The sequence below is a fragment of the Vibrio sp. VP6 genome (assembly GCF_028823755.1).
Taxonomy (GTDB): domain Bacteria; phylum Pseudomonadota; class Gammaproteobacteria; order Enterobacterales; family Vibrionaceae; genus Vibrio; species Vibrio parahaemolyticus.
Window position 1 is genome coordinate 1 of the sequence record NZ_JAPEID010000017.1, and the last position, 26577, is coordinate 26577.

16 protein-coding genes, 1 pseudogene and 1 riboswitch are annotated in these 26577 nt (G+C 45.9%); of the genes and pseudogenes, 11 read left to right on the top strand and 6 right to left on the bottom strand.

The features are described from left to right. Window positions 1–671 precede the first annotated feature (671 nt). Window positions 672–2006 (bottom strand): sodium:proton antiporter, encoded by a 1335-nt coding sequence (locus tag OU793_RS12450; RefSeq protein ID WP_159404025.1) that lies wholly within the window; start codon window positions 2004–2006, stop codon window positions 672–674. Between the two features lie 191 nt (window positions 2007–2197). Here OU793_RS12450 and metH point away from each other — a divergent pair, with 191 nt between their 5' ends. Next, entirely contained in the window at window positions 2198–5878 is a 3681-nt protein-coding gene (metH, locus tag OU793_RS12455) for a methionine synthase (RefSeq protein ID WP_020835326.1), read from the top strand. Between the two features lie 123 nt (window positions 5879–6001). On the opposite strand, the gene lysC is transcribed toward metH, so the two are convergent. Then, the gene (lysC, locus tag OU793_RS12460) at window positions 6002–7354 is read right to left on the bottom strand and encodes a lysine-sensitive aspartokinase 3 (RefSeq protein WP_005480997.1); all 1353 of its coding nucleotides are present in this window, start codon (window positions 7352–7354) and stop codon (window positions 6002–6004) included. 102 nt (window positions 7355–7456) lie between these two features. Next, a riboswitch (Lysine riboswitch) is annotated at window positions 7457–7635 on the bottom strand. A 326-nt stretch (window positions 7636–7961) separates the two neighbouring features. Between lysC and OU793_RS12465 the strand changes: the two genes are divergently transcribed. Next, window positions 7962–9083: an alanine--glyoxylate aminotransferase family protein gene (locus tag OU793_RS12465; protein ID WP_017449452.1), complete on the top strand. Its 1122-nt coding sequence runs from the start codon at window positions 7962–7964 to the stop codon at window positions 9081–9083. Window positions 9084–9200: 117 nt separating this feature from the next. On the opposite strand, the gene OU793_RS12470 is transcribed toward OU793_RS12465, so the two are convergent. The 4 genes from OU793_RS12470 to OU793_RS12485 all read right to left on the bottom strand — a co-directional run bounded on the left by OU793_RS12470 (window position 9201) and on the right by OU793_RS12485 (window position 15781). Continuing rightward, window positions 9201–10979, bottom strand: a complete 1779-nt coding sequence (locus tag OU793_RS12470; protein ID WP_140103017.1) for a PglL family O-oligosaccharyltransferase — start codon at window positions 10977–10979, stop codon at window positions 9201–9203. A gap of 67 nt (window positions 10980–11046) precedes the next feature. Beyond that, window positions 11047–13869 (bottom strand): excinuclease ABC subunit UvrA, encoded by a 2823-nt coding sequence (gene uvrA / locus OU793_RS12475; protein ID WP_025522377.1) that lies wholly within the window; start codon window positions 13867–13869, stop codon window positions 11047–11049. Between the two features lie 137 nt (window positions 13870–14006). Further along, window positions 14007–14879 (bottom strand): UTP--glucose-1-phosphate uridylyltransferase GalU, encoded by an 873-nt coding sequence (galU, locus tag OU793_RS12480; protein WP_005466627.1) that lies wholly within the window; start codon window positions 14877–14879, stop codon window positions 14007–14009. Between the two features lie 257 nt (window positions 14880–15136). After that, complete coding sequence (locus OU793_RS12485; protein ID WP_140103016.1) at window positions 15137–15781, bottom strand: LuxR C-terminal-related transcriptional regulator; 645 nt, start codon at window positions 15779–15781, stop codon at window positions 15137–15139. Between the two features lie 278 nt (window positions 15782–16059). Between OU793_RS12485 and OU793_RS12490 the strand changes: the two genes are divergently transcribed. The 9 genes and pseudogenes from OU793_RS12490 (at window position 16060) to OU793_RS12530 (ending at window position 26575) form a co-directional block, all read left to right on the top strand. Next, the gene (locus OU793_RS12490) at window positions 16060–16590 is read left to right on the top strand and encodes a single-stranded DNA-binding protein (protein ID WP_005466625.1); all 531 of its coding nucleotides are present in this window, start codon (window positions 16060–16062) and stop codon (window positions 16588–16590) included. Window positions 16591–16830: 240 nt separating this feature from the next. Beyond that, window positions 16831–18840 carry an RNase E specificity factor CsrD gene (csrD, locus tag OU793_RS12495; RefSeq protein WP_011106082.1) on the top strand — a complete coding sequence of 670 codons (2010 nt, stop codon included), beginning with the start codon at window positions 16831–16833 and terminating at the stop codon, window positions 18838–18840. An 11-nt stretch (window positions 18841–18851) separates the two neighbouring features. After that, window positions 18852–20297: an MSHA biogenesis protein MshI gene (locus tag OU793_RS12500; protein ID WP_005481017.1), complete on the top strand. Its 1446-nt coding sequence runs from the start codon at window positions 18852–18854 to the stop codon at window positions 20295–20297. After that, a complete protein-coding gene (gene gspM / locus OU793_RS12505; protein ID WP_140103015.1) occupies window positions 20294–20944 on the top strand; it encodes a type II secretion system protein GspM in 651 nt (216 codons plus the stop codon). Before OU793_RS12500 ends, gspM begins: the two co-directional genes overlap by 4 nt. Next, entirely contained in the window at window positions 20937–21266 is a 330-nt protein-coding gene (locus tag OU793_RS12510) for an MSHA biogenesis protein MshK (protein ID WP_005481006.1), read from the top strand. The genes gspM and OU793_RS12510 overlap by 8 nt, the downstream gene beginning before the upstream one ends. Window positions 21267–21286: 20 nt before the next feature. Beyond that, window positions 21287–22892, top strand: a pseudogene (mshL, locus tag OU793_RS12515) (pilus (MSHA type) biogenesis protein MshL). 43 nt (window positions 22893–22935) lie between these two features. Then, the gene (locus OU793_RS12520; RefSeq protein WP_005497278.1) at window positions 22936–23781 is read left to right on the top strand and encodes an ExeA family protein; all 846 of its coding nucleotides are present in this window, start codon (window positions 22936–22938) and stop codon (window positions 23779–23781) included. Continuing rightward, entirely contained in the window at window positions 23778–24854 is a 1077-nt protein-coding gene (locus tag OU793_RS12525) for a lipopolysaccharide assembly protein LapB (RefSeq protein ID WP_193237448.1), read from the top strand. The genes OU793_RS12520 and OU793_RS12525 overlap by 4 nt, the downstream gene beginning before the upstream one ends. Then, window positions 24851–26575, top strand: a complete 1725-nt coding sequence (locus OU793_RS12530; protein WP_005456306.1) for a GspE/PulE family protein — start codon at window positions 24851–24853, stop codon at window positions 26573–26575. Before OU793_RS12525 ends, OU793_RS12530 begins: the two co-directional genes overlap by 4 nt. Window positions 26576–26577 lie beyond the last annotated feature (2 nt).

The following is a 26577-nucleotide window of genomic DNA, read 5'->3' on the forward strand; positions in this document are numbered from 1 at the left end:
TGTCTTTATGAACCCAAGGGACAACGATAGCCTCACCAATTCCTTTTCTGGGACAGACTGAACCGAACAGATAAGCATACTCAAATTGTTATTGCTTCACGGCTCTTGGGTGAGTTGCTTTTTCAGTCCATAAGCGTGTTGTCGTGTTGTCGTGTTTTGTTGCCCAAATCTGGCTTTGTCCTGAAACCAGACATCAACACACTCTAAAGCTATATGTTCTGGGATCTTAAGGATTGTTTCGATTTTGATTTTTTCAAATCCTCCTGTGCTTGGCTTTTCTTACAGTCCTTCCGGCCCTTCTTCAAAAAAGGTTTGAACCCACTTATTGATACTAGTTCGGCTTACCTTGAGAAACTTGACGATTTGTGTGCGTGAGTCCCGTCATTTGAAATGAGCAAGGGCTAGCAGTTTCATTTTCATCTGAATGGATTTTTGCTGACTTGCGAGCTTTTTAAAGTCGATATTATTGAGGCTATCCATAGCGAATACGTTCTATTGTTGAATGGTCTCAATTAGATCATATTTTTACTTAGATTGTTATTAGGCTTGGGCTTCGCTCTGAGGAGAGTAGAACGGGGAGGGTTCTAGATAATATTGCTGGTGAAGTCTTTGAATTTTTGAGTATTTAAAAAGCAGCCCTAAGGCTGCTTTTTAAATATGGGAGAGTGGAATTAGGCTTCTGTTTGCTCCCTTTGTTCTGCTAAAGAGCTTTGAGCTAGCTTTTCATCTTCCATCTTTTTTTCTTCAGCTTTCGCCTTTTCAATCATTGGTGTAATGGTTGAACCTTGAATCAGGATAGAGAACACCACAACCGAATAGGTCATTACAAGGATGATCTCTTTTACATCGATCAGCTTGTCTTGAACCACCCAAATCCCTGATGGAATCGAAAGTGCCATTGCTAGCGCTAGGCCGCCACGTAGACCACCCCAAGTCAGAATCTTTACTGACCATGGGTTGTATTTTCTGTAACGTTTAAAGCCTATGTATGAGACAAAGACGCTGAGATAGCGAGAGGCTAGCACCAGAGGGACTGCAATTGCCATCATGATCCAGTCTTCTTCATGGAACTTAAATAGCAGCATCGACATACCAATTAATAGGAATAGCACGCCGTTTAGGAACTCATCTACTAACTCCCAGAAGTGGTCTAGGTGGTCTTCACTCTCTTTAGAGAAGCCAATAAAGCGAGTCCAGTTACCGATCATAATTCCCGACACTACCATTGCAAGTGGGCCTGAAACATGAATGTACTCAGCAAATGCGTAACCTGCTGTAGGAACACCGATGGTAAGTAGTAGTTCCATTGAGTGATCGTCAGTAGCACTGATTAGGTAGTGGAATACTAAGCCCAATAGAAAGCCATAGACGATCCCGCCAATCGCTTCTTGGATGAAGAGTAGAGTGACGCTACCGACTGTTGGTGCTTCTGAGCCAAATGCAATGGTGAAAAGCGTGACGAAAATAACCAAGCCGAAGCCATCATTGAATAGTGACTCCCCTTCGATCTGTGTCGAGATACGTTTAGGTGCATCTAACTTTTTAACGATAGCTAGAACGGCAATCGGGTCGGTAGGCGAGATTAATGCGCCAAATAGCAAGCAGTAAACCAAATCAAACTGTATGCCGATCAACATACAAAGGCCATAAAGAACGAAGCCGATGAAGAAGGTTGAGAACAGGGTTGCTCCAAGAGCCAATACCGTAATTTCCCACTTTTGATCTTTTAAGTTGGGTAGCTTGATGCCCAAGCCGCCAGCAAAAAGCAAAAATCCAAGGATGCCTTTCAACAAAAAATCTTCAAAGTTGATCCTTGTTACCGTCTCGGTTGCAATCTCCGTAAGGTGAAACCAGTTGTTTTGACCTGCGATCAAAATAAGTAGAGAAAGAACCATTGAACCAGCTGTAATGGCGATGGTGGTTTGCATCTTTCCTATCTTGCTGTTTACAAAAGCAATTAGCATTGCAGCTGCGGATAGAAAACATAAAGTATGATAGACCGACATAGAGCTCTCTATTTGTAACATTTTATGAATGGAATTCTCGGCTGATGCTGTCTAAATAGCAAACATTTTTTCGGGTTTATTTTGCAAGTTAAGAAGGAGATAAAATAATCATTAAATCTCCATTTAGACGTCTAGACTCCTGAAGTTTGTGTGATAGGATGGAATCATAACTAAAGGAATGAGGCTGTACTGTGGGAAGCAAAGTAAGACAACAGATTGAAGCTCAATTGAAGCAACGTATCTTATTGATTGATGGTGGTATGGGCACCATGATCCAAGGGTACAAACTTGAAGAGCAAGATTACCGAGGAGAGCGCTTTGCCAATTGGCACTGTGATCTAAAAGGCAACAACGACTTGTTGGTGCTAAGCCAGCCTCAACTAATTAAGGAAATCCATAGCGCTTACCTTGAAGCCGGCGCTGATATTCTAGAAACCAATACCTTTAACGCGACCACCATTGCGATGGCTGACTATGAGATGGAAAGCCTGAGTGAAGAGATTAACTTCGCCGCGGCAAAACTGGCTCGTGAAGTTGCCGATGAGTGGACGGCGAAAACGCCTGACAAACCTCGTTACGTTGCAGGTGTACTTGGTCCAACCAACCGAACGTGCTCTATCTCCCCTGATGTGAATGATCCCGGCTACCGCAATGTTTCTTTCGATGAGCTGGTTGAAGCGTATTCCGAGTCAACTCGAGCGTTAATCAGAGGTGGCGCTGATCTTATTTTGATCGAAACTATTTTCGATACATTGAATGCTAAGGCATGTGCCTTTGCTGTCGATTCTGTATTTGAAGAGCTTGGTGTTGCACTGCCTGTCATGATTTCCGGTACGATTACCGACGCTTCGGGGCGCACGTTATCAGGGCAAACCACGGAAGCATTTTACAACTCTTTACGTCATGTAAGGCCGTTATCTTTCGGTCTTAACTGTGCATTGGGGCCAGATGAACTGCGCCCATACGTGGAAGAGCTTTCTCGTATTTCTGAATCATTTGTTTCCGCACACCCTAACGCAGGTTTGCCGAATGCTTTTGGAGAATATGACCTTTCTCCAGAAGATATGGCAGAGCATGTAAAAGAGTGGGCTAGCAGCGGCTTTTTAAATCTGATTGGTGGCTGTTGTGGTACAACGCCGGAGCATATTCGCCAAATGGCGCAGGCCGTTGAAGGTGTTACACCTCGCGCTTTGCCAGATTTGCCTGTTGCTTGTCGTCTCTCCGGATTAGAGCCATTAACGATTGAGAAAGAGACTTTATTCATCAATGTCGGTGAGCGAACTAACGTCACAGGTTCTGCTCGCTTTAAACGTTTGATCAAAGAAGAACAGTATGACGAAGCATTAGAAGTCGCGCGTCAGCAAGTTGAAAATGGTGCCCAAATCATCGACATCAACATGGATGAGGGGATGTTAGACGCACAGGCTTGTATGGTGCGTTTTCTAAACCTATGTGCCTCAGAACCAGAAATCTCCAAAGTGCCAATCATGGTCGACTCTTCCAAATGGGAAGTGATTGAAGCGGGTCTGAAATGCATTCAAGGTAAAGGTATTGTGAACTCTATCTCTTTGAAGGAAGGCAAAGAGAAATTTGTTGAGCAAGCTAAACTGATCCGTCGTTATGGCGCAGCTGTGATCGTCATGGCATTCGATGAGGTTGGTCAGGCAGAAACGCGCGCGCGCAAGCTAGAAATCTGTACAAATGCTTATCGTATTTTGGTAGACGAAGTTGGCTTCCCGCCAGAAGACATTATTTTTGACCCGAACATTTTTGCCGTCGCAACGGGTATTGATGAGCACAACAACTATGCTGTTGATTTCATTGAAGCTGTAGCGGACATCAAGCGCGATTTGCCACACGCGATGATTTCCGGAGGCGTGTCGAATGTTTCTTTCTCTTTCCGTGGCAATAACTACGTTCGTGAAGCTATCCATGCTGTATTCCTCTATCACTGTTTTAAAAATGGTATGGATATGGGGATCGTGAACGCGGGGCAGCTTGAAATTTATGACAACGTTCCGGAAAAACTACGAGAAGCGGTAGAAGACGTTGTGCTTAACCGTCGAGATGACGCTACAGAAAGATTGTTGGATATCGCGGCTGAGTACGCAGATAAAGGCGTTGGCAAAGAAGAAGATGCCTCTGCGCTTGAGTGGCGAACTTGGCCTGTCGCAAAACGTTTAGAGCATGCGTTAGTTAAAGGGATCACAGAGTTCATTGTCGCAGACACTGAAGAAGCACGTGTGAATGCGGCAAAACCACTTGAAGTGATTGAAGGCCCTTTGATGGATGGCATGAACGTGGTGGGTGACCTATTTGGTGAGGGTAAGATGTTCTTACCTCAAGTAGTGAAATCTGCACGTGTAATGAAGCAAGCTGTCGCACATTTAGAGCCTTTTATTAACGCGGAAAAACAATCCGGTAGCAGTAACGGAAAAATTTTGTTGGCGACGGTGAAGGGTGACGTGCACGACATCGGCAAAAACATTGTGGGCGTTGTACTGCAGTGTAATAACTACGAGATCATCGATCTTGGCGTGATGGTACCGTGCGAAAAGATCTTAAAAGTCGCGCTAGAAGAGAACGTTGATATTATCGGTTTGTCAGGGTTGATTACCCCATCTCTAGATGAAATGGTTCATGTTGCTAAAGAGATGGAACGTCTCAATTTTGATCTTCCGCTTCTGATTGGCGGGGCTACCACATCCAAAGCGCACACCGCCGTTAAGATTGAGCAGAACTACAAAAATCCGGTGGTTTACGTAAACAATGCGTCGCGCGCAGTAGGGGTTTGTTCGTCATTACTCTCCGATGAACGTCGACCTGCCTTTATAGAAAAACTGGATGCGGATTATGAGCGTGTTCGTGACCAACACAATCGTAAGAAGCCGCGTACTAAGCCTGTCACTTTAGAACAAGCGCGTGCAAACAAAGTCGCGATAGATTGGGATGCATACACGCCACCAGTTCCTGCAAAACCAGGCCTCCATATTTTCGATGATTTTGATGTCGCAACCTTACGCAAGTATATCGACTGGACGCCGTTTTTCATGACGTGGTCGCTGGTAGGAAAATACCCGACAATCTTCAAACATGAAGAGGTGGGTGAGGAGGCTCAGCGTCTGTTCCATGATGCCAATGAGTTGCTTGATCGAGTTGAACGTGAAGGATTGCTTAAGGCTCGCGGGATATGTGGTCTATTCCCAGCGGCAAGCGTGGGTGATGATATTGAAGTGTACACCGATGAGTCGCGTACCGAGGTTGCTAAAGTATTGCGCAATCTTCGTCAGCAAACAGAAAAGCCTAAAGGCTTTAACTACTGCTTGTCGGATTACATCGCGCCAAAAGAATCTGGCAAACAGGATTGGGTTGGTGCGTTTGCAGTAACTGGCGGTATCGGTGAGCGTGAGTTGGCCGATGAGTACAAAGCGCAAGGCGATGACTACAACGCAATCATGATTCAAGCGGTGGCGGATCGTTTAGCCGAAGCTTTTGCTGAATACTTGCATGAGCGTGTCAGGAAAGAAATTTGGGGCTATGCAGCAGATGAAAATCTATCGAATGATGAGCTCATCCGTGAAAAGTACCAAGGGATTCGTCCTGCACCGGGTTACCCAGCTTGTCCTGAGCATACAGAGAAAGGCCCGCTTTGGGAGTTACTGAATGTTGAAGAGAACATCGGTATGTCACTAACAACGAGCTATGCAATGTATCCGGGGGCATCAGTGTCCGGTTGGTATTTCTCACATCCAGACTCTCGCTATTTTGCGATCGCTCAGATCCAAGACGATCAGTTAGAGAGTTATGCAGATCGTAAAGGTTGGGATAGGATCGAAGCTGAAAAATGGTTGGGGCCAAACATTAACGGCTAAATCAAGTGAACAAGCAATAAAAAGGGCTGCCAATGTGCAGCCCTTTAATTTGTCGTTGTTCCCTCAAAAACCACGTTATGCTTTTTGAACCACGGTAGTGGTCACTTGAGGAACAAACCAATATTATTGTTCGAAGAGCTCTGTATGCAGCTTCTGAATGGCTTGCTTCGCCACCGACTCATTCACAAGGAAGCACAGGTTATGAGGGCTTGCTCCATAACAGATCATGCGTAAGTTCAAATCTTCTAGCGTACCAAACACTTGCTTCGCATAGCCTTTACGTTCACTCATCTTGTTACCAATCAAGGCTACCAAACAAAGGTCATGTTCTACTTCGACCTTACACAACTCTTCCAACTCTTCACGTGCTGCTTGAGGAAGTTGTGGTGCGCCTCCTGAGGTATCAGTTTGATCCAGTGTGAGTGACACACTGATTTCTGAAGTGGTGATAAGGTCTACCGAAATTTTGTGCTTGGCTAAAATCTCAAATACTTTTGCTAAGAAGCCGTACGCATGGAACATGTTCGCACTACGTAGAGTGACCATCGTTTGATTACAACGCAGAGCGAGAGCTCGGAACAGTGGTGAGCTTTCGACTTGATGACGAATCCACGTGCCGCCTTTTTCTGGTTCTTTGGATGAGCCAACAAAAACCGGGATATCATGGCGCAGAGCAGGGACCAGTGTTGATGGGTGTAATATTTTCGCACCAAAGTTAGCCATTTCAGAGGCTTCACTAAAACTGATCTCGGGGATTGGTGACGCTTTTGGTGCGATGCGAGGATCGGTCGTGTAAATACCAGGAACATCTGTCCAAATTTCAAGTCCAGATGCTTTCACACCTTCAGCAATCAAGGCTGCACTGTAGTCGCTACCACCACGGCCTAACGTTGTTGTATTGCCTTCTTCGTCAGAGCCAATGAAGCCCTGTGTGATGACGACAGAATCAAGACATAAAGGGATAAGCTTCTCTTGGGCTAGTTGAGCAATGGCTTCGACATTCGGTTCTGCGCGACCAAAGTTGTCGTCGGTTCTTAGTACTTCACGAATATCAAATCGTACTGCATTGATACCACGCTCTCGCATGAGCTGCGCCAAAATGTGCGTCGACATTAACTCACCACATGCCACAAGGTGGTCGGTCAGTTTGGTGTTTGCTTGAATTGAGGCGGCTTCTGCAAGGCTGGTCACGGTATCTAAAATTCCGTACACCTCTGAAGAGGCTTCTGTCGCATCTTCCAATTGAGCCAAAATGGAATCATGGATCTCAGCTAGGTTTTTTAGTAACTCAGCACGGTGTTCCTGATCTTGAACGCCATTGGCCAGTTCTACCAAGATGTTGGTTACCCCAGAGCAAGCGCTGCTAACAACAAGGCGAGTATTTGGATTGTTTTCGATGATGGTGGCACAACGACTCATTGCCTCAAAATTGGCAACACTGGTCCCACCGAATTTAGCTACGTTAAATGCGCTCACTGCGTTTCTCCCACGACTTCCTAAAAAATATACACATCCAATGTTTTGTGAGGAAAGGAACAGAGCAAAAAGAGAGGTAGTTAGATTGTCATTTGAAAATGTACCCTCAGAAGCTCTTCATCAGACGGTGCTGATGACAGTTGATGGGACTCAACCCAAGTCAACCGACAAGCCAAACCCTGCAATTTTGACTTACCTCGGCACTACTCCCCCTGAATGATTGGTATTGGAATTGCGGTTCCACAAATCATCTGCCTGGGCAGTGCTCCTCTTCTACATAAAGCTCAAACATTGAACGGTTTTGACGTCACAATGTCAATCAATATTTCAACCAGAATGATGGTTTTTATTAACGAAATTGTGACAGTGGTTTGACCTCTATACTTAGGGCTAATTGCCGTGTGCAACAAAATACATTAGTGTGAAACCTTTGATGCCTGAATGTATTGCTAATCGAAATAAAAATTGCTCCTGTTTTCTGGTGAACGACTTGTTAAATAATTCAAGTGAGTTTTCTTGCAAAGCATGAAGAATGACGATGTTTTGATGGCAAATAATTCTAAAAATGACTTCTTTCAGGCTAAATGACTGCAATCAAGGAGCTGACATGCCGATCCAAAGCTTTATTCCCCCTCACCGAATTTTAATGGGCCCTGGTCCTTCCGATGTTTATCCGCAGGTATTGCAAGCCCTTAGCCGTCCAACGGTTGGTCATCTAGACCCTCTGTTTATCGCGATGATGGATGAGCTTAAACAGCTGTTGAAATACGCTTTTCAAACCGAAAATGAGTTCACTATTGCGGTTTCTGCTCCAGGCAGTGCTGGGATGGAGACTTGTTTCGTTAACTTGATCGAGAAAGGTGACAAAGTCATCGTTTGTCGAAACGGTGTCTTTGGCGAGCGCATGCGTGAAAACGTTATTCGTGCTGGTGGCGAAGTGGTGCTAGTCGATGATGAATGGGGTGCGCCTGTTTCAGTAGATAAAGTTGAACAAGCACTACAGCAACATCCTGATACAAAAATTCTGGCTTTTGTGCATGCTGAGACATCAACCGGTGCTGTCAGTGATGCGCAAACTCTAGGTAAGTTAGCCAAGCAATATAATGTGCTGTCGATTGTGGACGCCGTTACATCGTTAGGCGGCGTACCGTTAAAAGTCGATGAATGGCAGCTTGATGCTGTGTACTCAGGCAGTCAAAAGTGTTTGTCGTGTGTACCTGGCTTGTCTCCGGTGACGCTGTCTCCGGCTGCTATCGAAAAAATTCAATCGCGCACTACGCCAGTTCAAAGTTGGTTCCTCGATCAAAGCTTAGTGTTGGGGTACTGGAGTGGGGAAGGTAAGCGTAGCTACCATCACACAGCTCCAGTGAATAGCCTATATGCATTGCATGAAGCGCTGCTTGTGTTACAGAACGAGGGGCTTGAGAACGCGTGGGCTCGCCATCAATTGATGCATGAGAAGTTGAAAGATGGTCTTCAGAAACTGGGTTTTGAATTTGTAGTGGAAGAAGCTTACCGTTTACCTCAATTGAACGCGATTTATGTGCCGGAAGGGATCGATGAAGCGAAAGTTCGCGCGCATCTACTTGAAACTTACAACCTTGAAATTGGTGCAGGGCTAGGTGCGTTAGCTGGCAAAGCATGGCGTATTGGGTTGATGGGATACGGTGCTCGTGCGGAAAACGTCGCACTGTGCTTGAAGGCTCTGGAAGAGTCTTTAACTGAGTAAGAGTTGCGCATTAGAGCGTCTCAAGAGCTTGGAACTCTATTACTCATAACCAACAGGGCCTAAAATCATTGGGCTGAAAGCAAAAAAGCGAAGGAAGTCCTTCGCTTTTTTGTTTGTCTATTTCGCATCAGACACTCTAGGCGTTGTCGATTGGGCTTGTGAGGGTGGTTGATAATTTACTTGGCTAAAGTCGATGTTCGGAAATAGGAATTGAGCCTCTGCACGAATTTGTTCTGCTTTACTGCTGTCATCCAGTCCTTGATAAGCCAAGATCAAGTTATTGTAGAACGCAGGGCGTGGCTTATCTTTAATGATCTGCAATGACCAATCAATATAAGGTTGAATCAAACTTGGATCTTGCTTGTACAGACCAACATTCAAAAAGGTACTGTAAACGTCCCAGTCAAATCTGTCTTTCCATACGACCGGGTTACTTACCTGATTCAAAATATCAGGGTTAGTTGGTCGCGTAGTTTCGAACTTCGTCAGAATGTAGTTCGTGTGTAGTGCGCTCACCATATAGAAGGTAAACACGGCCGGAATCACCAAGCTAAAAACGCGCAGTAGACTTTTGGTCACTTTGCCAAACCCAACTTGGCGATAGCGCGAGACACGCTGGTCGACCCAATACAGCAAAATGATGAAAATCAGCCAGTGCACGAGAGAGTGATAAAACGGATATTCCAACTGAGAGTGAAGTACGATAGGAATGAATAACGCAAGCAACGCTAGGCGTGTGCCACGTTTGGCTTGATAAATCCGATGTAAAACCAATCCCATTGCGAGGATTATGCCTAATACAGGCAGAAGCCCACCTTCTACGCCCCAGTACAACATTTCATTGTGTGGATGATCCATCGATGGCAAGCCTGCAGGATAGTTCTCATTCAGCGCATGCTGGCGCGCGGTGTACAGCATGTACTCAGATTCAAACTTACCGTAACCGTAGCCAGTGAACGGTTTCTCGATCACCATATCCAAGGTTTGAGGGAAAGTGTACGCTCGAGGCGATTCCATATTCACTTTCTCTGTCGCCAGTCCACTTCCATCCGGGAATGCAATGCTCATTACAACGAACGAGAGCACCAAGCCCGTAACCAAAGCTGCGATCCAGCGAATAAAGCGGCCTTTGGTTGCAAAGCGATACATATACGGAATCACTAACAACAAACCGATGATGGTCGCTAGCCATCCTGTGCGCGAAGCTAACGCGACAATCAACGGCAAGGTAACAACAGGTACGGCATATAAAAGGTAAACGTCGCTTAGCTTACGTGAGTACTTATAGGGTTGACGAGCTAGAAGGTAACTGGCAATGACTAATCCAGTAGCGAGAAAGCTAGCCATCACATTCGGTTGCTGAAAGATCCCGTACGGACGGTTAGCAATCGTGTCGTAGCCGAAAGGATTCCCTGGTTTTAGAAAAAGATATTGTGTCAGACCAAATAGAGCTTCAATCACGACAGCCAGTACGATGAACCAAAGTAACCGTTGGCGATGCTTATTACTGAAATGAAATTGCTGTAAGACAACAAAAAACAGGAAACCACTCCACAGGCCGATAAGTTTGTTCGCTGCCAGAGTGCTGTCCGCATTGGGGTAGAATACTGGCAACGTCATGATGATCGCGCTGATCAGTAACCCTATGGTTAGCTTTGAATAGCGTAAAATGCGGTTACTCGCGAGCTGATAGCAACCGATACCTAACGCAAAGCTAAATGCAATCCACGTTGTTGCGTTGAAGGATAAGGCTAACCCTGATCCACCTGGATTGGGCATAAAAAAGTGCATGGCCAGTAAAAACAGAACGGCCAAGGCGATGAGAAACTTGCGATTGAGAGGAACTTGTACTTTTTCAGGAGAAAGTTTGGTTCCACTTACATGTATAGTAGCCATATATATTGCGTTGTTTTGAATGAAAAAAGACCAGCGTTGGCTGGTCTTTGTACTTTACCCGTTTTTTCTATTTCAACATAGGCTTAAGGAATCGAGCTGTGTGCGAACCTTCGATCTGAGACACATCTTCTGGTGTTCCCTGGGCAATGATCTCTCCGCCGCCTTGTCCGCCTTCTGGTCCTAAGTCGATGATCCAGTCTGCTGTTTTGATGACGTCCAAGTTATGCTCGATAACCACAACGGTATTCCCGTGATCGCGCAGGCGATGAAGTACGGTCAATAGCTGCTGAATATCATGGAAGTGCAGACCAGTTGTTGGCTCATCCAGAATGTACAAGGTTTTACCCGTATCACGCTTGGATAGCTCTCTTGCCAATTTTACTCGCTGCGCTTCGCCGCCTGATAATGTGGTTGCCGCTTGACCTAAACGAATGTAAGACAGACCAACGTCCATTAGAGTTTGCAGCTTGCGGGCAATCGCAGGAACAGGATCGAAGAAGGTGCGAGCATCCTCGACGGTCATTTCCAGTACTTCATCGATGGTTTTGCCTTTGTAGCGTACTTCCAGTGTTTCGCGGTTATAGCGCTTCCCTTTACACACATCACATGGCACGTACACGTCTGGTAAGAAGTGCATCTCGACTTTGATAACACCATCCCCCTGACAAGCTTCACAGCGACCACCGCGAACATTAAAACTAAAGCGGCCAGGTTTGTAACCACGTGAACGTGATTCCTGCGTACCTGCAAACAGCTCGCGAATAGGGGTAAAGATTCCCGTGTACGTCGCAGGGTTCGAGCGTGGTGTTCGGCCAATTGGGCTTTGATCGATGTCGATAACCTTATCGAAATGTTCTAGACCTTTAATCGACTTATAAGGCGATGGGTGTGCAGTAGTAGCGCCATTGAGTTGGGTGTGTGCAATTTTGAAGAACGTATCGTTGATCAAGGTTGATTTACCGGAGCCAGACACGCCAGTAATACAGCTAAACAATCCGACAGGAATAGACAAGTCGACGTTCTTCAGGTTGTTACCTGTTGCGCCTAGTAGCTCGACGGTTTTCTTGGGATCGCGAGGGGTACGCTCTTTAGGGACTACTATCTCTTTTGCGCCACTTAGATACTGACCTGTGAGAGAGTTCGGGTTGGCGATGATCTCATCCATCGTTCCTTCGGCAACCACATTACCGCCGTGTACCCCCGCTCCCGGGCCAATATCAATCACGTGATCGGCACAGCGAATGGCATCTTCATCGTGTTCTACCACGAGTACGGTATTACCTAAATCGCGCAAATGAGTCAGTGTTTTTAGGAGTCGTTCGTTATCACGCTGGTGGAGGCCAATTGACGGTTCATCTAAGACGTACATGACACCAACAAGACCTGCACCAATTTGGCTCGCTAAGCGAATGCGTTGTGCTTCGCCACCGGATAGTGTCTCTGCACTCCGGGATAAATTAAGGTAGTTCAAGCCCACATTTACAAGGAACTGTAGACGATCATTGATCTCCTTCATGACCTTTTCTGCGATTTGCGCACGTTGACCTTCTAGCTTGAGTGTTTGGAAGAAGGTAAGGGCATCTGCAATACTGAGCTCAACGATCTCAGGTAAGGTAGTATCGGCAATAAATACATTACGTGCTTCAAGGCGTAGACGAGTACCGCCACAGCTTGAGCATGATTTTGTCGAGATGTATTTGGCCAACTCTTCTCGAACTGAGTTGGACTCGGTGTCGCGGTAACGACGTTCAAGCGTATTTAAAATCCCTTCGAATGGGTGGCGCTTTACGCGAATGTCGCCGCGATCATTGATGTATTTAAACTCGATCTCGGTGCGGCCTGAGCCTTTGAGAATAACGTCTTGCGTTTTCTTTGGCAGAGAGTTGAACGGAGCATGCAAATCAAATCCATAATGATCCGCCAATGAAGTCAGCATTTGGAAGTAATAGTAATTCTTTTGATCCCAGCCACGAATGGCACCTTGTGCCAAACTGAGTGAGTCATCTTGAATCACTCGGCTTGGATCAAAATACTGTTGTACACCTAAGCCATCACAAGTTCCACACGCGCCTGCTGGGTTGTTAAATGAGAACAATCTCGGTTCCAGCTCTTGCATGCTGTAGCCACATTGCGGACAAGCGAAGTTCGCGGAAAAGATGATTTCTTCCCCATCGCCATCCATCGGAGCAACCACCGCAATACCACCAGAAAGCTCTAGCGTCGTCTCAAATGACTCTGCTAAACGTTGTTGCAGATCTGGGCGAACTTTGAATCGGTCGACCACGACTTCAATGGTGTGTTTTTTGTGTAGCTCCAGTGTTGGAGGATCTGAAAGATCGCAAGTTTCGCCGTCAATACGCGCTCGAATAAAACCTTGTGCGGCAAGGTTTTCTAGTGTTTTTACATGCTCACCTTTGCGCTCTTTTACGATTGGAGCAAGCAGCATCATTTTGCTGCCTTCTGGCAGTTCCAATACTTTATCCACCATCTGGCTGACAGTTTGTGCGGCTAATGGGGCGTGGTGAGTAGGACAGCGTGGTTCACCAACACGAGCGTAAAGCAGACGTAAGTAGTCGTAAACTTCGGTGATGGTACCGACGGTTGAGCGAGGGTTATGAGATGTCGATTTTTGTTCAATAGAAATCGCCGGTGATAAACCTTCGATATGGTCGACATCTGGTTTTTCCATAAGAGACAAAAACTGACGAGCATAAGCAGACAGTGATTCGACATAACGTCGTTGGCCTTCTGCATATAAGGTATCGAATGCGAGAGAGGACTTACCGGAGCCGCTTAACCCAGTAATTACTGTCAGTTTATCGCGAGGAATAGTCAGATTGATGTCTTTGAGGTTATGGGTTCGGGCACCGCGAACTTCTATTTTATCCATCATTTTTGCTCTATGTATAACCAAGTTGGGCAAGTATTACATAGTGTGAGAAATGTGCAAAGGAATACTGGACAAAAAAACAGTAAACAAAAAGCCCGGTATAAAACCGGGCTTTAGAGTCTAGGCTGATGAAAGGTTTACACTTCTTTCTTTGTTGCGTGCTTACCTAATTCAGACTTCTTTTCATCTTTTAGGTACAAGTTTTCGAAACAGTAGTTTGTTGCTTCAATGTAGCCTTCTACGCTACCGCAATCAAAGCGCTTACCTTTGAATTTATATGCGAGAACACAACCAGCTTTTGCTTGTTTCAGCAGCGCATCCGTAATTTGGATTTCACCACCTTTACCTGGCTCTGTGTTTTCGATCAGTTCAAAAATATCAGGGGTAAGGATGTAACGACCAATGATCGCAAGATTGCTTGGCGCTGTGCCTGGTTCTGGTTTTTCTACCATGTCATCTACGCGGTAGATGTCATCTTTGATCATTTCACCAGAAATCACGCCGTATTTGTGCGTCTCATCAGCAGGTACTTCTTGCACTGCCACGATAGAACAGCGGAATTGCTTAAACAGCGCAACCATTTGAGCAAGAACGCCTTCTTCCTCGTTCACACACAAGTCATCGGCAAGTACTACAGCGAAAGGTTCATCACCAACCAGTTCACGACCCGTTAGAATCGCGTGACCTAGACCTTTCATTTCACGTTGGCGAATGTAGGTAAAGTTCGCTGATTCAATGATCTCACGAATATCGACAAGTAACTCTTCTTTGTTGGTACCGCTAATTTGGTGCTCAAGCTCGTAGTTCTTATCAAAGTGATCCATGATTGAGTGTTTGCCACGGCCTGTCACAATACACATACCGTTCATACCAGCTTGAATTGCCTCTTCAACGCCGTATTCAATCAACGGTTTGTTCACTACTGGCATCATTTCTTTTGGCATTGATTTCGTCGCCGGAAGAAAGCGCGTGCCATAGCCTGCAGCAGGGAACAGACATTTTTTAATCATTGGGGGAATATCCTTTCTCGTCATTATCAAGAATCTGCGCAACACTTTAACACGAGAGTCGCGCATGAATCATGAATAAAGTAGGAAAAAATGTGAGACGCAGTGCGGAAAAAAGCATGATCAGTCAGGCCGTGCCGCTGTTGAGGAGCTATGTCTAACAATAATCAGGAAACTTACCCTCTCCTTGTGTTCACTATTCGACTCGCTGGGCTCGTAATCTCTGGTTCTATTAGTCGTCTTAATACATGAATGTAAGGTTAAGACATCAAGTTTTGATCGGCCCAAGCGATGGCTTGAACTCGGTTTTTCACTGAGAGCTTTTTAAAGATCTGATACAGGTGCGACTTGATCGTAAATTCGCTAACAAACAGTTCTTCTGCCATCTGGCTATTCGATGCTCCAGCTTGCAGACAACGCAGCACTTGCAGTTCGCGAATGGTGAGATCGACGGTTGCTGGCGCGGTGTGAGTATTTATCACATTTCGATAGTAGTGCAGCAGTTGGCTGGTTACGTTGCGTGGTAGCCAGTTTTGCCCGTTGACAATGCCTTTCAGTCCTTCGCCTACTTGTTCTAAAGAATCTTCGCTGTAAAACAAGCCTTTTAATTGACCGAAGGCGAGCAGTTCATCCGTAGTGAGGCGTTTTGGAACGTTGAACACGACCGTCTCAAAGTTCTTCCAAACCAATGGTAGGTTTTTAATCGATTGAACGAGTGATTTATGTTCACTGAAGTCAATGAGTAGAATTTTATTTCGATGTTCGGGTTTCGCTTCCATTAGGGCATCGGTTGAGATTATAGGAATGCTCATATCGATGTACTTTTCTAATGATGCGACTTTCTGCGCAGCATCGTCTTCCATACTAATCAGAAATAGCTTTCTTGCGTAAGCCGACTTTCTCACGTGTTCAAATCTCCCAAGGTTCAGTAGAGGCCGTAAGTTGGCATTAAAGTATGGGGAGAGCTATAGCTTTGGTGAATAAATGCGTTGAGATTCAAAGGTTCACGAATGAAGTCTGCAACGCGAATCAAAAATGCTACATATGAAAGTTGAACTGAGATTTTGGTTCTAGCGTAGGGCGTGATCGAACACAATGGCATTGGGCTTTAACCAAAACATCAAAGCGTGTATTCTATTGCGCTAAAATTAATATACAGATCCAGAGTGAAACGGAGCACATCATGGCCAGCCGTGGAATTAACAAAGTTATTTTGGTGGGGAATCTAGGTAACGACCCTGAAATTCGTTACATGCCTAATGGCGGTGCGGTAGCAAACATCACGATTGCTACTTCTGAGTCATGGCGTGACAAAGCGACTGGCGAACAGCGCGAAAAAACAGAATGGCACCGTGTTGTGTTGTTCGGTAAGTTGGCAGAAGTTGCTGGTGAATACCTGCGTAAAGGTTCACAAGTTTACGTTGAAGGCCAACTTCAAACTCGTAAATGGCAAGACCAAAGTGGCCAAGATCGCTACTCAACAGAAGTTGTGGTTCAAGGTTTCAATGGTGTAATGCAAATGCTTGGTGGCCGTGCTCAAGGTGGCGCTCCTGCAATGGGCGGTCAACAACAGCAGCAAGGCGGTTGGGGTCAACCTCAACAACCGGCTCAGCAGCAATACAATGCACCTCAACAGCAGCAACAGGCTCCGCAGCAACCACAGCAGCAATACAACGAGCCACCAATGGATTTTGATGACGATATTCCGTTCTAAATCCCCGCTATGTTTGAATCGAAAAGGCCGCGAATATCGCGGCTTTTTTATTGCCTGAATTCAGCATGTGAGCCCGATCTTTTTAATCACTTCACACTAACGATAAAGCTTATCAATGAAAGCAATTCTCTATATGCTTCAAACTCTCACAATCAGACTAATCCGATTGTTTGCCGAGCACTTATCAAGTATAAATATTTCAATAAGGTATATGATGAATAGAAAAGGAATTTGGTATTCATGAGGTATACCCCAACTCTTAAGCTAAGCACGCGGCTGGTGGCTTTTGTCACCATGATCGTTATATGCGCAATGTTTATCTTGTTTGTCGGCGGCACCCTCTCTTTCAAACGACTTGGGCAAGAATATCTTACCCACTACTTGGAAGGGATTGTCGAGGTTGTTGATAAAGAGATGGAAGATCCTGATGCAGCTTATTCTATGCAGCGTTGGATGCCCAAAATGTTGCAAGCAAGCAACATCGTTGAAATGACGCTCTCGACAAACAACGCCGTCGTTTATCGGTTCAAAGACACTTCGCATCAAATAGAAGCGTCGGCCTTGTTTGAAACTGAGTACCAGCTGACTCACAATCAAGACTATGTCATCCGCTTTAAAGCCATCCCTCCTTACTTAGGTTACAGCTACTCCATGCAGGCGTTGTGGTCGATCACTCTCGCCGTTATTTTGATCATCTTTTGTTTGATGCGCGGTGTTGCGTGGCTAAAAGAGCAGCTTGCTGGTTCAGAAATGCTGGAAGAGCGAGGAAGAATGATCTTGGCGGGGCGAGTTGAGCAATACGCCAAGGGAGATAAAAAAGAGTGGCCTTACACCGCGAGTGAAGCACTTGACGTGTTGATTGAAGAATTACAGGATGCGCGCCAGGAGCGCAGCCGCTTTGATACCTTTATCCGCACTCAAACTTTTCTCGATAAGCTCACTGGAACAGCCAATCGAGTGCTCTTTGATAGCAAGCTGGAATCGGCTCTTTTAGAGAGTGGCGCACGTGGCGCGGTCTTGCTGATTCGTATTCAAGATTGGAAGCTCGTGGAAGAAGAGCAAGATAAGCAAATCACCGATGAGTTTATTGTTGAAGTCGGCAGCTTGTTATCCAATTTAGTGCAGCGTTACCCTGATGTGGTGTTCTCGCGTTATTACGATGCCGATTTTGCACTGTTCTTACCTCATCAAAGCGCCAAAGATGTTGCCAACTTGGCCTCACAATGTATTCGTCAACTAGAGAAACTTACGCCGCCAGATCCGCTCGACCCCGACAACTGGTGCCATATTGGTATCACTATGTACAAAGAGGGAGAGCGACACAGCCAAATTATTGATGAGGCGGAAACGGCACTTAGAAGTGCGCAGCTACAAAACAACAATAACTGGAGCCGTTTTAAGAAATGGAACCACGATGAAGAAGCGCGCGGAAGTGTGAGATGGCGTACGTTATTTGATACGGCACTTACATCAGAAAATGTGATACTCTACGCACAATCGGTTCACTCAATAAGTGATGCGACGCATAAAAAAGCCTTACACGAAGAGTTAACATGTCGAATTCGGGATCCTGAAAATGGCATTGTTAAAGCGTCCCGGTTTATCTCTGCTATCAGACAAGTGGGCTATGAAGCTCAAATGGATAGAGCTGTACTTCATAAATTCTTAAAAGACTTTAAAGAGAATTTTGACAGCTCTAAAAATTATGCTCTAAATCTAAATGTGACGCCTTTTTCGAGTCGCGAATACTTCAAGTGGTTTCGTGATGAACTTTTACAGTTGTCACGCGAGCAGAGAAAGTGTCTCAATTTTGAGTTTGTGGAAGCACAATTTGTAAGACACTTAGACTTTATGCGACCAGTCGCTAAAATGCTGGCTGGTTTGGGATGCCATCTCATGGTGGGGCAAGCGGGACGAACCATCGTCAGCACTCACTACCTAAAAGAAGTGGACATTCGTTATCTCAAGCTTCATCGCAGCTTGGTAGCAAAAATCGATCAGCGACATGAGAACCAGCTTTTTGTCCGCAGTATGCTAGGTGCAGCGGCGAACAGCAAAACCAAAATCATAGCAGTGGGAATTGAGAATCAACAAGAGCTAAACACGCTTCTTGAATTAGGTGTGTACGGCGGACAAGGACGCTATTTTTCTGCAGAGCAGCAATATCTTCCTCGCCCACAAACAGCGCAACATTCTCAATCAGAATCCCAAGTTAAATTGGGAAGACGAAATCGCTGGCGGAAAAAATAAAGATAATAATCATGGAATTTAAAGCAGTATTCGACAAGCTGATGCGATCATCTGGTGGTGGTCGCTCTTGCTTTTTGGTTATTCAGCCAGACGCAGTTTATTTATCATCACCAGCTAAAAGTGGCCGTCCGTCTCAGTTTGAAATTTCTGAATCAAATTGGGAACGCGCTGTTGAGCAAGCGTTAAGCGTTGCCGCGAGCGCTTATGATTCTCTGACCGTAGTGCTGTCACACAACTACTATCAGATGTATCAAATCGACAAGCCAGCCATGCCACGCCAAGAGTGGTCGGCGGCGCTGCCGTTTTTACTCAAAGAGCTTATTTCTGAGCGTGCCATCGACATCATCGCTGATGCGGTAGAGCTACCAAACTCAAGTAAAGTGCAAGCTTATGTTTTATCAAGAAAGATGCTTGATAAAATTGTGCTACTGGCTAGTCGTGCTCAATTGCCGTTAGAAGCGATCATTCCGGAAGATGATGTTTGGGGTGATACCGCTGGTGAGCTTGGTAACTTTTTGTTGCTGCAACGCAGCGCTCGTGGGCATTTCCGCATCAGTGCTTTTGTTGAGCACACCATTGCATTCCATCGTTCGATTCGTAGCGTGACACCTCCTCTTACTGGCGTACCGTCAAGCGAGCTACAGATGGACAGTTTGTCTCTGGAGCTACAACGTTCGATAGACTACCTCTCTGCTCAGCTTCGTCAGGTTCAGTTGCACCAATTGAAAGTGTGCTGTGATGAAGAAGATGAGAACGAATTGGTTCAGTCGCTTAACTACCGCTTAAGCACCAAAGTATCGTCACTACTGCCTGAAGAACATGAACTCTCTGGTCATGTGCTTGCGGATGCGGCGGCGGCGTCTACAAATCGACGCGTCAATCTATATCCTGATCATTTAAAGCCGAAAAAAGATCTCCTTACGCTAAAAAATGTGGCGATTTCTTGGGGTGCGGCTGCGGCTGTGATTCTGTTGTCTTACGGCTACGTGTCTTGGCAAAGTGAAGGTTTGGAAGATGAAATCGCGATTGTGAAAGGCAAGGGCGATATTCTTAAGTCTGACTTAGATTACTACCAAGTGAAGCTGCGTAAGCATCAGCCTGATCCAAATAAGTTAGCGGCCAAAGCGCGTCTAGAGCGTGAAGTCAAAGCTAAGCGAGATTCCTTGAAAGCGGTGGGCAAGTACGATGATTCGCAACGCACGGGTTACTCAGGTGTGATGCAGTCATTAGCAAAATTGGGCAACCAAGAAATCTCTTTATCCGAAATTCGCATCAACAACAACACCTTGGATTTAAAAGGCTTAGCGAAAGCTCCGAGTTCAGTGCCGAGTTGGGTAAGCCAGTTCAAGAATGAGATCAGTCTTGTTGGGCGAACATTTGACGACGTGAAAATCGGTCGCAATGAGAAAGACATAGTGACGTTTGAGTTGAAAACGCGCGAGGATAAAGAGAAATGAACGAATTCTGGAGCTCATTAGAAGAGCGCTTTGGAGACATGAGCGCGCGCGAGAAAATGCTGGTGGCGCTGTGTGGCTTCGTGACCGTAGTTATGTTGCTGTTTACGTTGGTGCTAGAACCTAAGCTCAATCAGATCTCAAACAATGAAAGACAGCTGAGTAACTTAAAGCAGTCAAACCAAAAAACAGAAATTGATATTTTACGTGTTAAGGCTCAATTGAAGAAAGATCCAAACGCGGATATTGATTGGGAAATTTCCAACCTGTTGACGGAAAGTCAGCATCTTTCGATGCAGTTGTCACAAATTATTGAACACTTGGTAACGCCTTCACAAATGGCGGGCGTATTAGAGAGCGTATTAGAGCAGCAAAGTGGCATTCACTTGGTGTCATTGCAGACTCTGCCATCTGAGCCGATCACAGAAGATAAAGAAGCATCACAATACTCTGGCTACTACGTACACCCAGTACGCATGGAGCTAACTGGTGACTACTTTTCTATCGCCAACTACTTAAACAAGTTAGAGAGCTTACCTGCCAGCTATTTTTGGCGTAGCTTCAGTTACAAAGTAGAAGAATATCCAAAAGCGAAGTTAGTGCTTGAAGTGTACACATTAGGTTCTCGAGAGGAGTTTATCGGTGGTTAAAAAACTCATTATCTCAATCGCGGCTATCGCCTTGTCTGGTTCAGTCTTGGCAAATCAGGATCCAACTGCACCACTTGGTTGGCAAAAACCAGCAGAGGTGTCTGCCAAGCCCAAAGCGAAACAATACCGCTTGCCGACACTGAACAGCATTGTCTGTAAGCCGAATACCGAATGTGTCGCAATCATGAATAACCGACTTGTCGAACAGGGTGAACTGTTTAACGGTTATCGAGTAGCAAGCATCAATAGTGAATTTGTAACTTTAAAGCGTGGTAGCCGTCAGTGGAACCTTGAGCTTTTTGGTTTAAACGTAAAAAAATAATAACCAGAGCCTGATCAGATATGCGCAAATTAGTTGTAGGAATAACGATTGCTTCTTTAATGGGATGTTCGATGGGTCACCGCGATCCGGTTGAAGTGAAGCAAGCTCTCAATGAATCTATCAATCAAGCGAATAGCCGCGCGTTGGAGGAAATTCCTTCTTCGGTAGAAGCGGATCTTATGCCTAACTTAGACTCCAATGTTTCTTCTGATAACGGAACGTCAAAGCGTTTTCGTATCCAAGCCAATGCAGTAGAGGCGAGAAGTTTCTTTGCTTCGTTGGTAAAAGGGACAGAATACAGCGTTGCGATTCATCCAGCGGTTCAAGGCAATATCACGGTCAACCTTTCTGACGTGACATTAGATGAAGTGCTTAGCGTTGTACAAAACATGTACGGTTACGATGTCATGAAATCGGGCAAAGTAATCCAAGTTTATCCGGCAGGTATGCGTACGGTGACGATTCCAGTCGACTACCTACAGTTTAAACGCTCAGGTCGCTCACTGACGAGCATTGTCACGGGCTCCGTTACTTCGGCTGGTACGTCCAATTCTGGTGGTAGCTCTGACAGCTCAGACTCTTCAGATTCCAACAACAGCAATAACGGCAATGATAGCTCGACGACATCAACAGGCGGAACGCGCATTGAAACCATCACCGAAAGTGATTTTTGGCCAATGTTGCAACAAGCGGTGGCGAACTTAATTGGTTCGGGTAAAGGCCAAAGTGTGGTAGTTACGCCACAAGCTGGCGTGATCACCGTGCGAGCTTTCCCTGATGATATTCGTGAAGTGCGCGAGTTTTTGGGTGTGTCTCAAGAACGAATGCAACGCCAAGTGATTCTTGAAGCGAAAATCTTAGAAGTCACGCTTAGCGATGGTTACCAGCAAGGTATTAACTGGTCGAACTTATCGGCGTCAATTGGTAACTCAGGCAGTATCATTGTTAATCGCCCCGCTTCTGCTCTGCCTCCATTAGATGCGATTGGTACGCTTCTTGGCGGTCAAACCAACGTTACGATCTCTGATGGTAACTTCGAGGCGGTATTAAACTTTATGTCGACGCAAGGCGACCTCAATGTACTCTCAAGCCCACGTATTACGGCGGCGAACAACCAAAAATCAGTGATCAAAGTTGGTACCGATCAGTACTTCGTAACTGAGCTTTCCAGTAATGCGGGTAATGGTGAAAACTCTAATGCGGTTCCTGAAGTAGAACTGACGCCATTCTTCTCGGGCATTTCACTTGATGTGACGCCACAAATCGACAACAAGGGCAACGTGTTCTTGCATGTGCATCCAGCGGTCATTGAAGTCACAGAAGAAGTGAAGCAGTTAAATCTTGGTGGTGATTTTCAAAACATTCAATTGCCTTTGGCAAAAAGCTCGATTCGAGAATCTGATTCGGTCATTCGTGCGAAAGATGGCGATGTTGTGGTTATCGGTGGCTTGATGAAGCAACAAAATGTCGAACAAGTGTCAAAAGTCCCATTCCTTGGCGACGTGCCAGCTCTGGGTCACTTGTTCCGCAACACTTCGAATGTGACGCAAAAAACCGAGCTAGTTATTCTGCTTAAAAGGGCGCTCGCGTGATTTGCTGCAAGAGTGGTTCCCTGATGCGCAATAAGCGCAGAAGAAACGTTAGCTTTTCAAAGAGTTTGTGATTCGTTATGTACTTGTCGCATTTTGGATTTCGAGTTCAACCTTTCTCACTGACCCCAAATACGGAAATGTTTTTGGGGTTAGTGCCTCACTATGAGGCGATTCAAACCATCTTAGCTGCCGTGCAGATGGGTGAAGGGGTGATTAAGGTTACAGGTGAAGTTGGTACGGGCAAAACCATGGTTTGTCGCAAGCTGATTGAACAGATCGAATCGCAAGTGGAATTGGTCTATCTACCCAATCCTGTGCTCAACGGAGAGCAATTGCAGTTTGCCGTGGCAAGAGAGCTAGGTATTGATAATGACGATCCATTGCGCATTGTTTCTTTAATTCAAGAACACTTGATTCGTGTGCATTCAACCGGGAAGAAAACCGTTCTGATCGTCGATGAAGCTCAAGCTCTTTCTCCTGAGGCTTTAGAAACACTGCGCTTGTTCGGCAACTTAGAAACCGAGCAAGACAAATTGATTCAGTTGGTACTTTTCGGTCAGCCTGAATTGGATGAACGCTTGTCCATGCACGAATTACGGCAGTTTCGTCAACGCATTACGTTCAGTTGTGGGCTGCGTCCGTTATCTGTCGATGAAGGGGTTGCGTACATCAATAATCGCTTAGACAAAGCGGGCAATGGGTCGCACATTTTCTCCATTGAACAGAAAAAAGCGATTTGGCGTTCTGCCATGGGCATACCAAGGTTGATCAACCAAATTAGCCATAAAGCTCTGTTAGCTGCGTTTAACGACCGTTGTACCTTACTGAAAAATCATCACGTTTATGCGGCCATGCACGATACGTTTGATGCCCGTAAACCTAAGTTTAAAACACCCGTATTTTGGGGATGGAGTCAACCTTGAGTGCCATCAATAAAGCATTATCTGAACTTGCTGAAAAAACATCACCGAGTGAACTTACTCGTGCTGAGATTCCGAATGTCTCACGCAGTAAACCTTGGCTGTGGTTGGTTGCTGGTTTTTCATTAAGTCTTGCCGTCGGCGGCTGGGCTGTGTCCCAAGGCCCTACACCTTCGGATGAGTTCACATCGTTCCAACCAAGCGCAACGCAACCTTTAGACACCACTAATGCTGACCGTCTGGCATCTTCTCCTACCAATAAGATGACGCCAGAAACCAGCAACGTGGTTTATTCTAAACCTGTAGAAAAACCGCGAGCTGTTGCAGCATTACCAACGCCTCAACCTAGTGAGGGCGTATTTGGTTCACGTGCGGATGCGGATATGAGTTCAGACGCTCCGATGCTGATCGCGCAAGTAGCGAATGCACCGAGCAATACGACAGCCAATTTGGTTGAAGAGAGTTCAATGCGCATTGAGCAAGTTGAACTTTCACACCGTCAGTTATCGTTGAAAGCGATCAGTCGAGCAGAAAAAGCCATTGATGCAAACGATATGGAAACGGCGCTTTCTGCTTATACCGAAGCATTGCGTTATGAGCCAAGCAATATCGAAACGCGTCAAAAGCTGGCGGCGCTTTATTTCGGTAAAGGGGATACCAGAAAGTCTTACGAAATCCTGCAAGAAGGCATCAACCTTGACAAGGATAACCAACCGCTAAGACTCGCGTTGTCGAAGCTATTGGTTAAAGCCAATCAGCCTTCTGCGGCACTGAGCCCACTGGTTCACTTGCCTCCAATGCCGAGTCGAGATTACTTGGCAATGCGCGCAGCCCTTGCGCAGAAACAAAAGCAAAACGACATCGCATTAGAAAGCTACCAGCTACTGACTCAACGCGAGCCAGACAATGCCCGCTGGTGGCTTGGTTTGGCGATTCAGCAAGAGCGAGCGCTCACTTTTACTGCTGCGATTAACTCTTACAACGAAGCGTTAGGTAAAGTAGGGATCTCGAATCAGTCGCAAGCTTTCATTCGCGATCGATTAACCATCTTAAAGCAACTGGAGAGCGCACAATGAAAATTCAGTTGAGAAAACGCTTAGGTGACCTACTCGTTGAAGAAGGCATCGTATCGGAAGATCAAATCCAGCAAGCTCTATCTGCTCAGCGCAGTACCGGACAAAAATTAGGTGATGCCCTGATTGACCTCGGGTTTATTACCGAAAAGCAAATGCTGGAGTTTTTGTCTCAGCAACTAGGATTACCGTTGATCGATCTTGGACGTGCTCCAGTGGATGCGGATGCGGTGCAAATACTGCCAGAAGTGCATGCTCGTCGTTTACGTGCAATGGTGGTGGCTCGTAATGGTGACACTTTACGTGTTGCGATGAGTGATCCGGCGGATCTGTTTACCCAAGAGTCTTTAATGAACTTGCTAGGTGAGTACAACCTTGAGTTCATCATAGCCTCTGAGCGTCAGTTGATCAGCAGTTTCGACCGTTACTACCGCCGTACCAAAGAGATCGCGTCCTTTGCTGAGCAGTTACAAGCCGAGCACCAAGACGTACAAAGCTTTGACTATGGCATCGATGAAGCTGACAGTGAAGAAGTCACCGTTGTAAAACTGGTTAATTCGATGTTTGAAGACGCGGTGCAAGTTGGTGCATCGGATATCCATATCGAACCAGACGATAAAGTCCTGCGTTTACGCCAGCGTGTCGATGGTGTGCTGCATGAAACCATTCTGAACGAAGTGAACATCGCTTCTGCATTGGTATTACGCCTTAAATTGATGGCGCACTTGGATATTTCTGAGAAGCGTCTGCCGCAAGATGGTCGCTTCAACATCAAAGTTCGTGGTCAATCGATTGATATTCGTATGTCGACGTTACCGACTCAGTACGGTGAATCGGTCGTAATGCGTCTGCTTAACCAGTCGTCAGGCTTACGTCCATTAGAAGAATCGGGTTTACCGCCTGAGCTACTGGCGCGCTTGCGTCGTCAGTTATCTCGTCCTCATGGCATGATTTTGGTAACCGGCCCTACGGGATCGGGTAAAACCACGACACTTTACGGCGCGTTGAGTGAGCTCAATGAACCGGGTAAAAAAATCATCACCGCAGAAGATCCGGTGGAATACCGTTTACCACGTATCACGCAAGTACAGATCAACAGCAAGATCGACTTAACGTTTTCACGCGTGTTACGCACCTTCTTGCGTCAAGACCCTGACATTATTTTGATTGGTGAGATGCGCGACCAAGAGACGGTAGAGATTGGCTTGAGAGCAGCACTAACCGGCCACTTAGTATTGAGTACGTTGCACACCAACGATGCGGTCGACAGCGCACTGCGTATGATCGATATGGGGGCGCCAGGCTATCTTGTTGCCAGTGCCGTGCGTGCCGTTGTGGCTCAGCGATTGGTTCGCCGTGTTTGTCCAGATTGTAAAACCCAAGATCATCTCGATGAGTCGCGTCAACAATGGTTAGCGGGGCGTTTTCCAAATCAAGTTGGGGTGACTTTCCACAAAGGCGCAGGTTGTCAAAACTGTAACTTGACGGGGTATCGAGGTCGAATCGGTGTGTTTGAAATGCTTGAGCTGGAACATGAGATGATGGACAAGCTGCGCGCGAATGATGCGGTTGGCTTTGCACAAGCGGCTCGACGTTCAGAAAACTACAAACCGCTTCTTGCCTCAGCAATGGAGCTTGCACTGCAAGGTGCTGTGAGCCTGGATGAAGTGATGACCCTCGGCGAGGGTGACGCTTCGGGTAAAACTGATCCCATTTTCATGTAGGT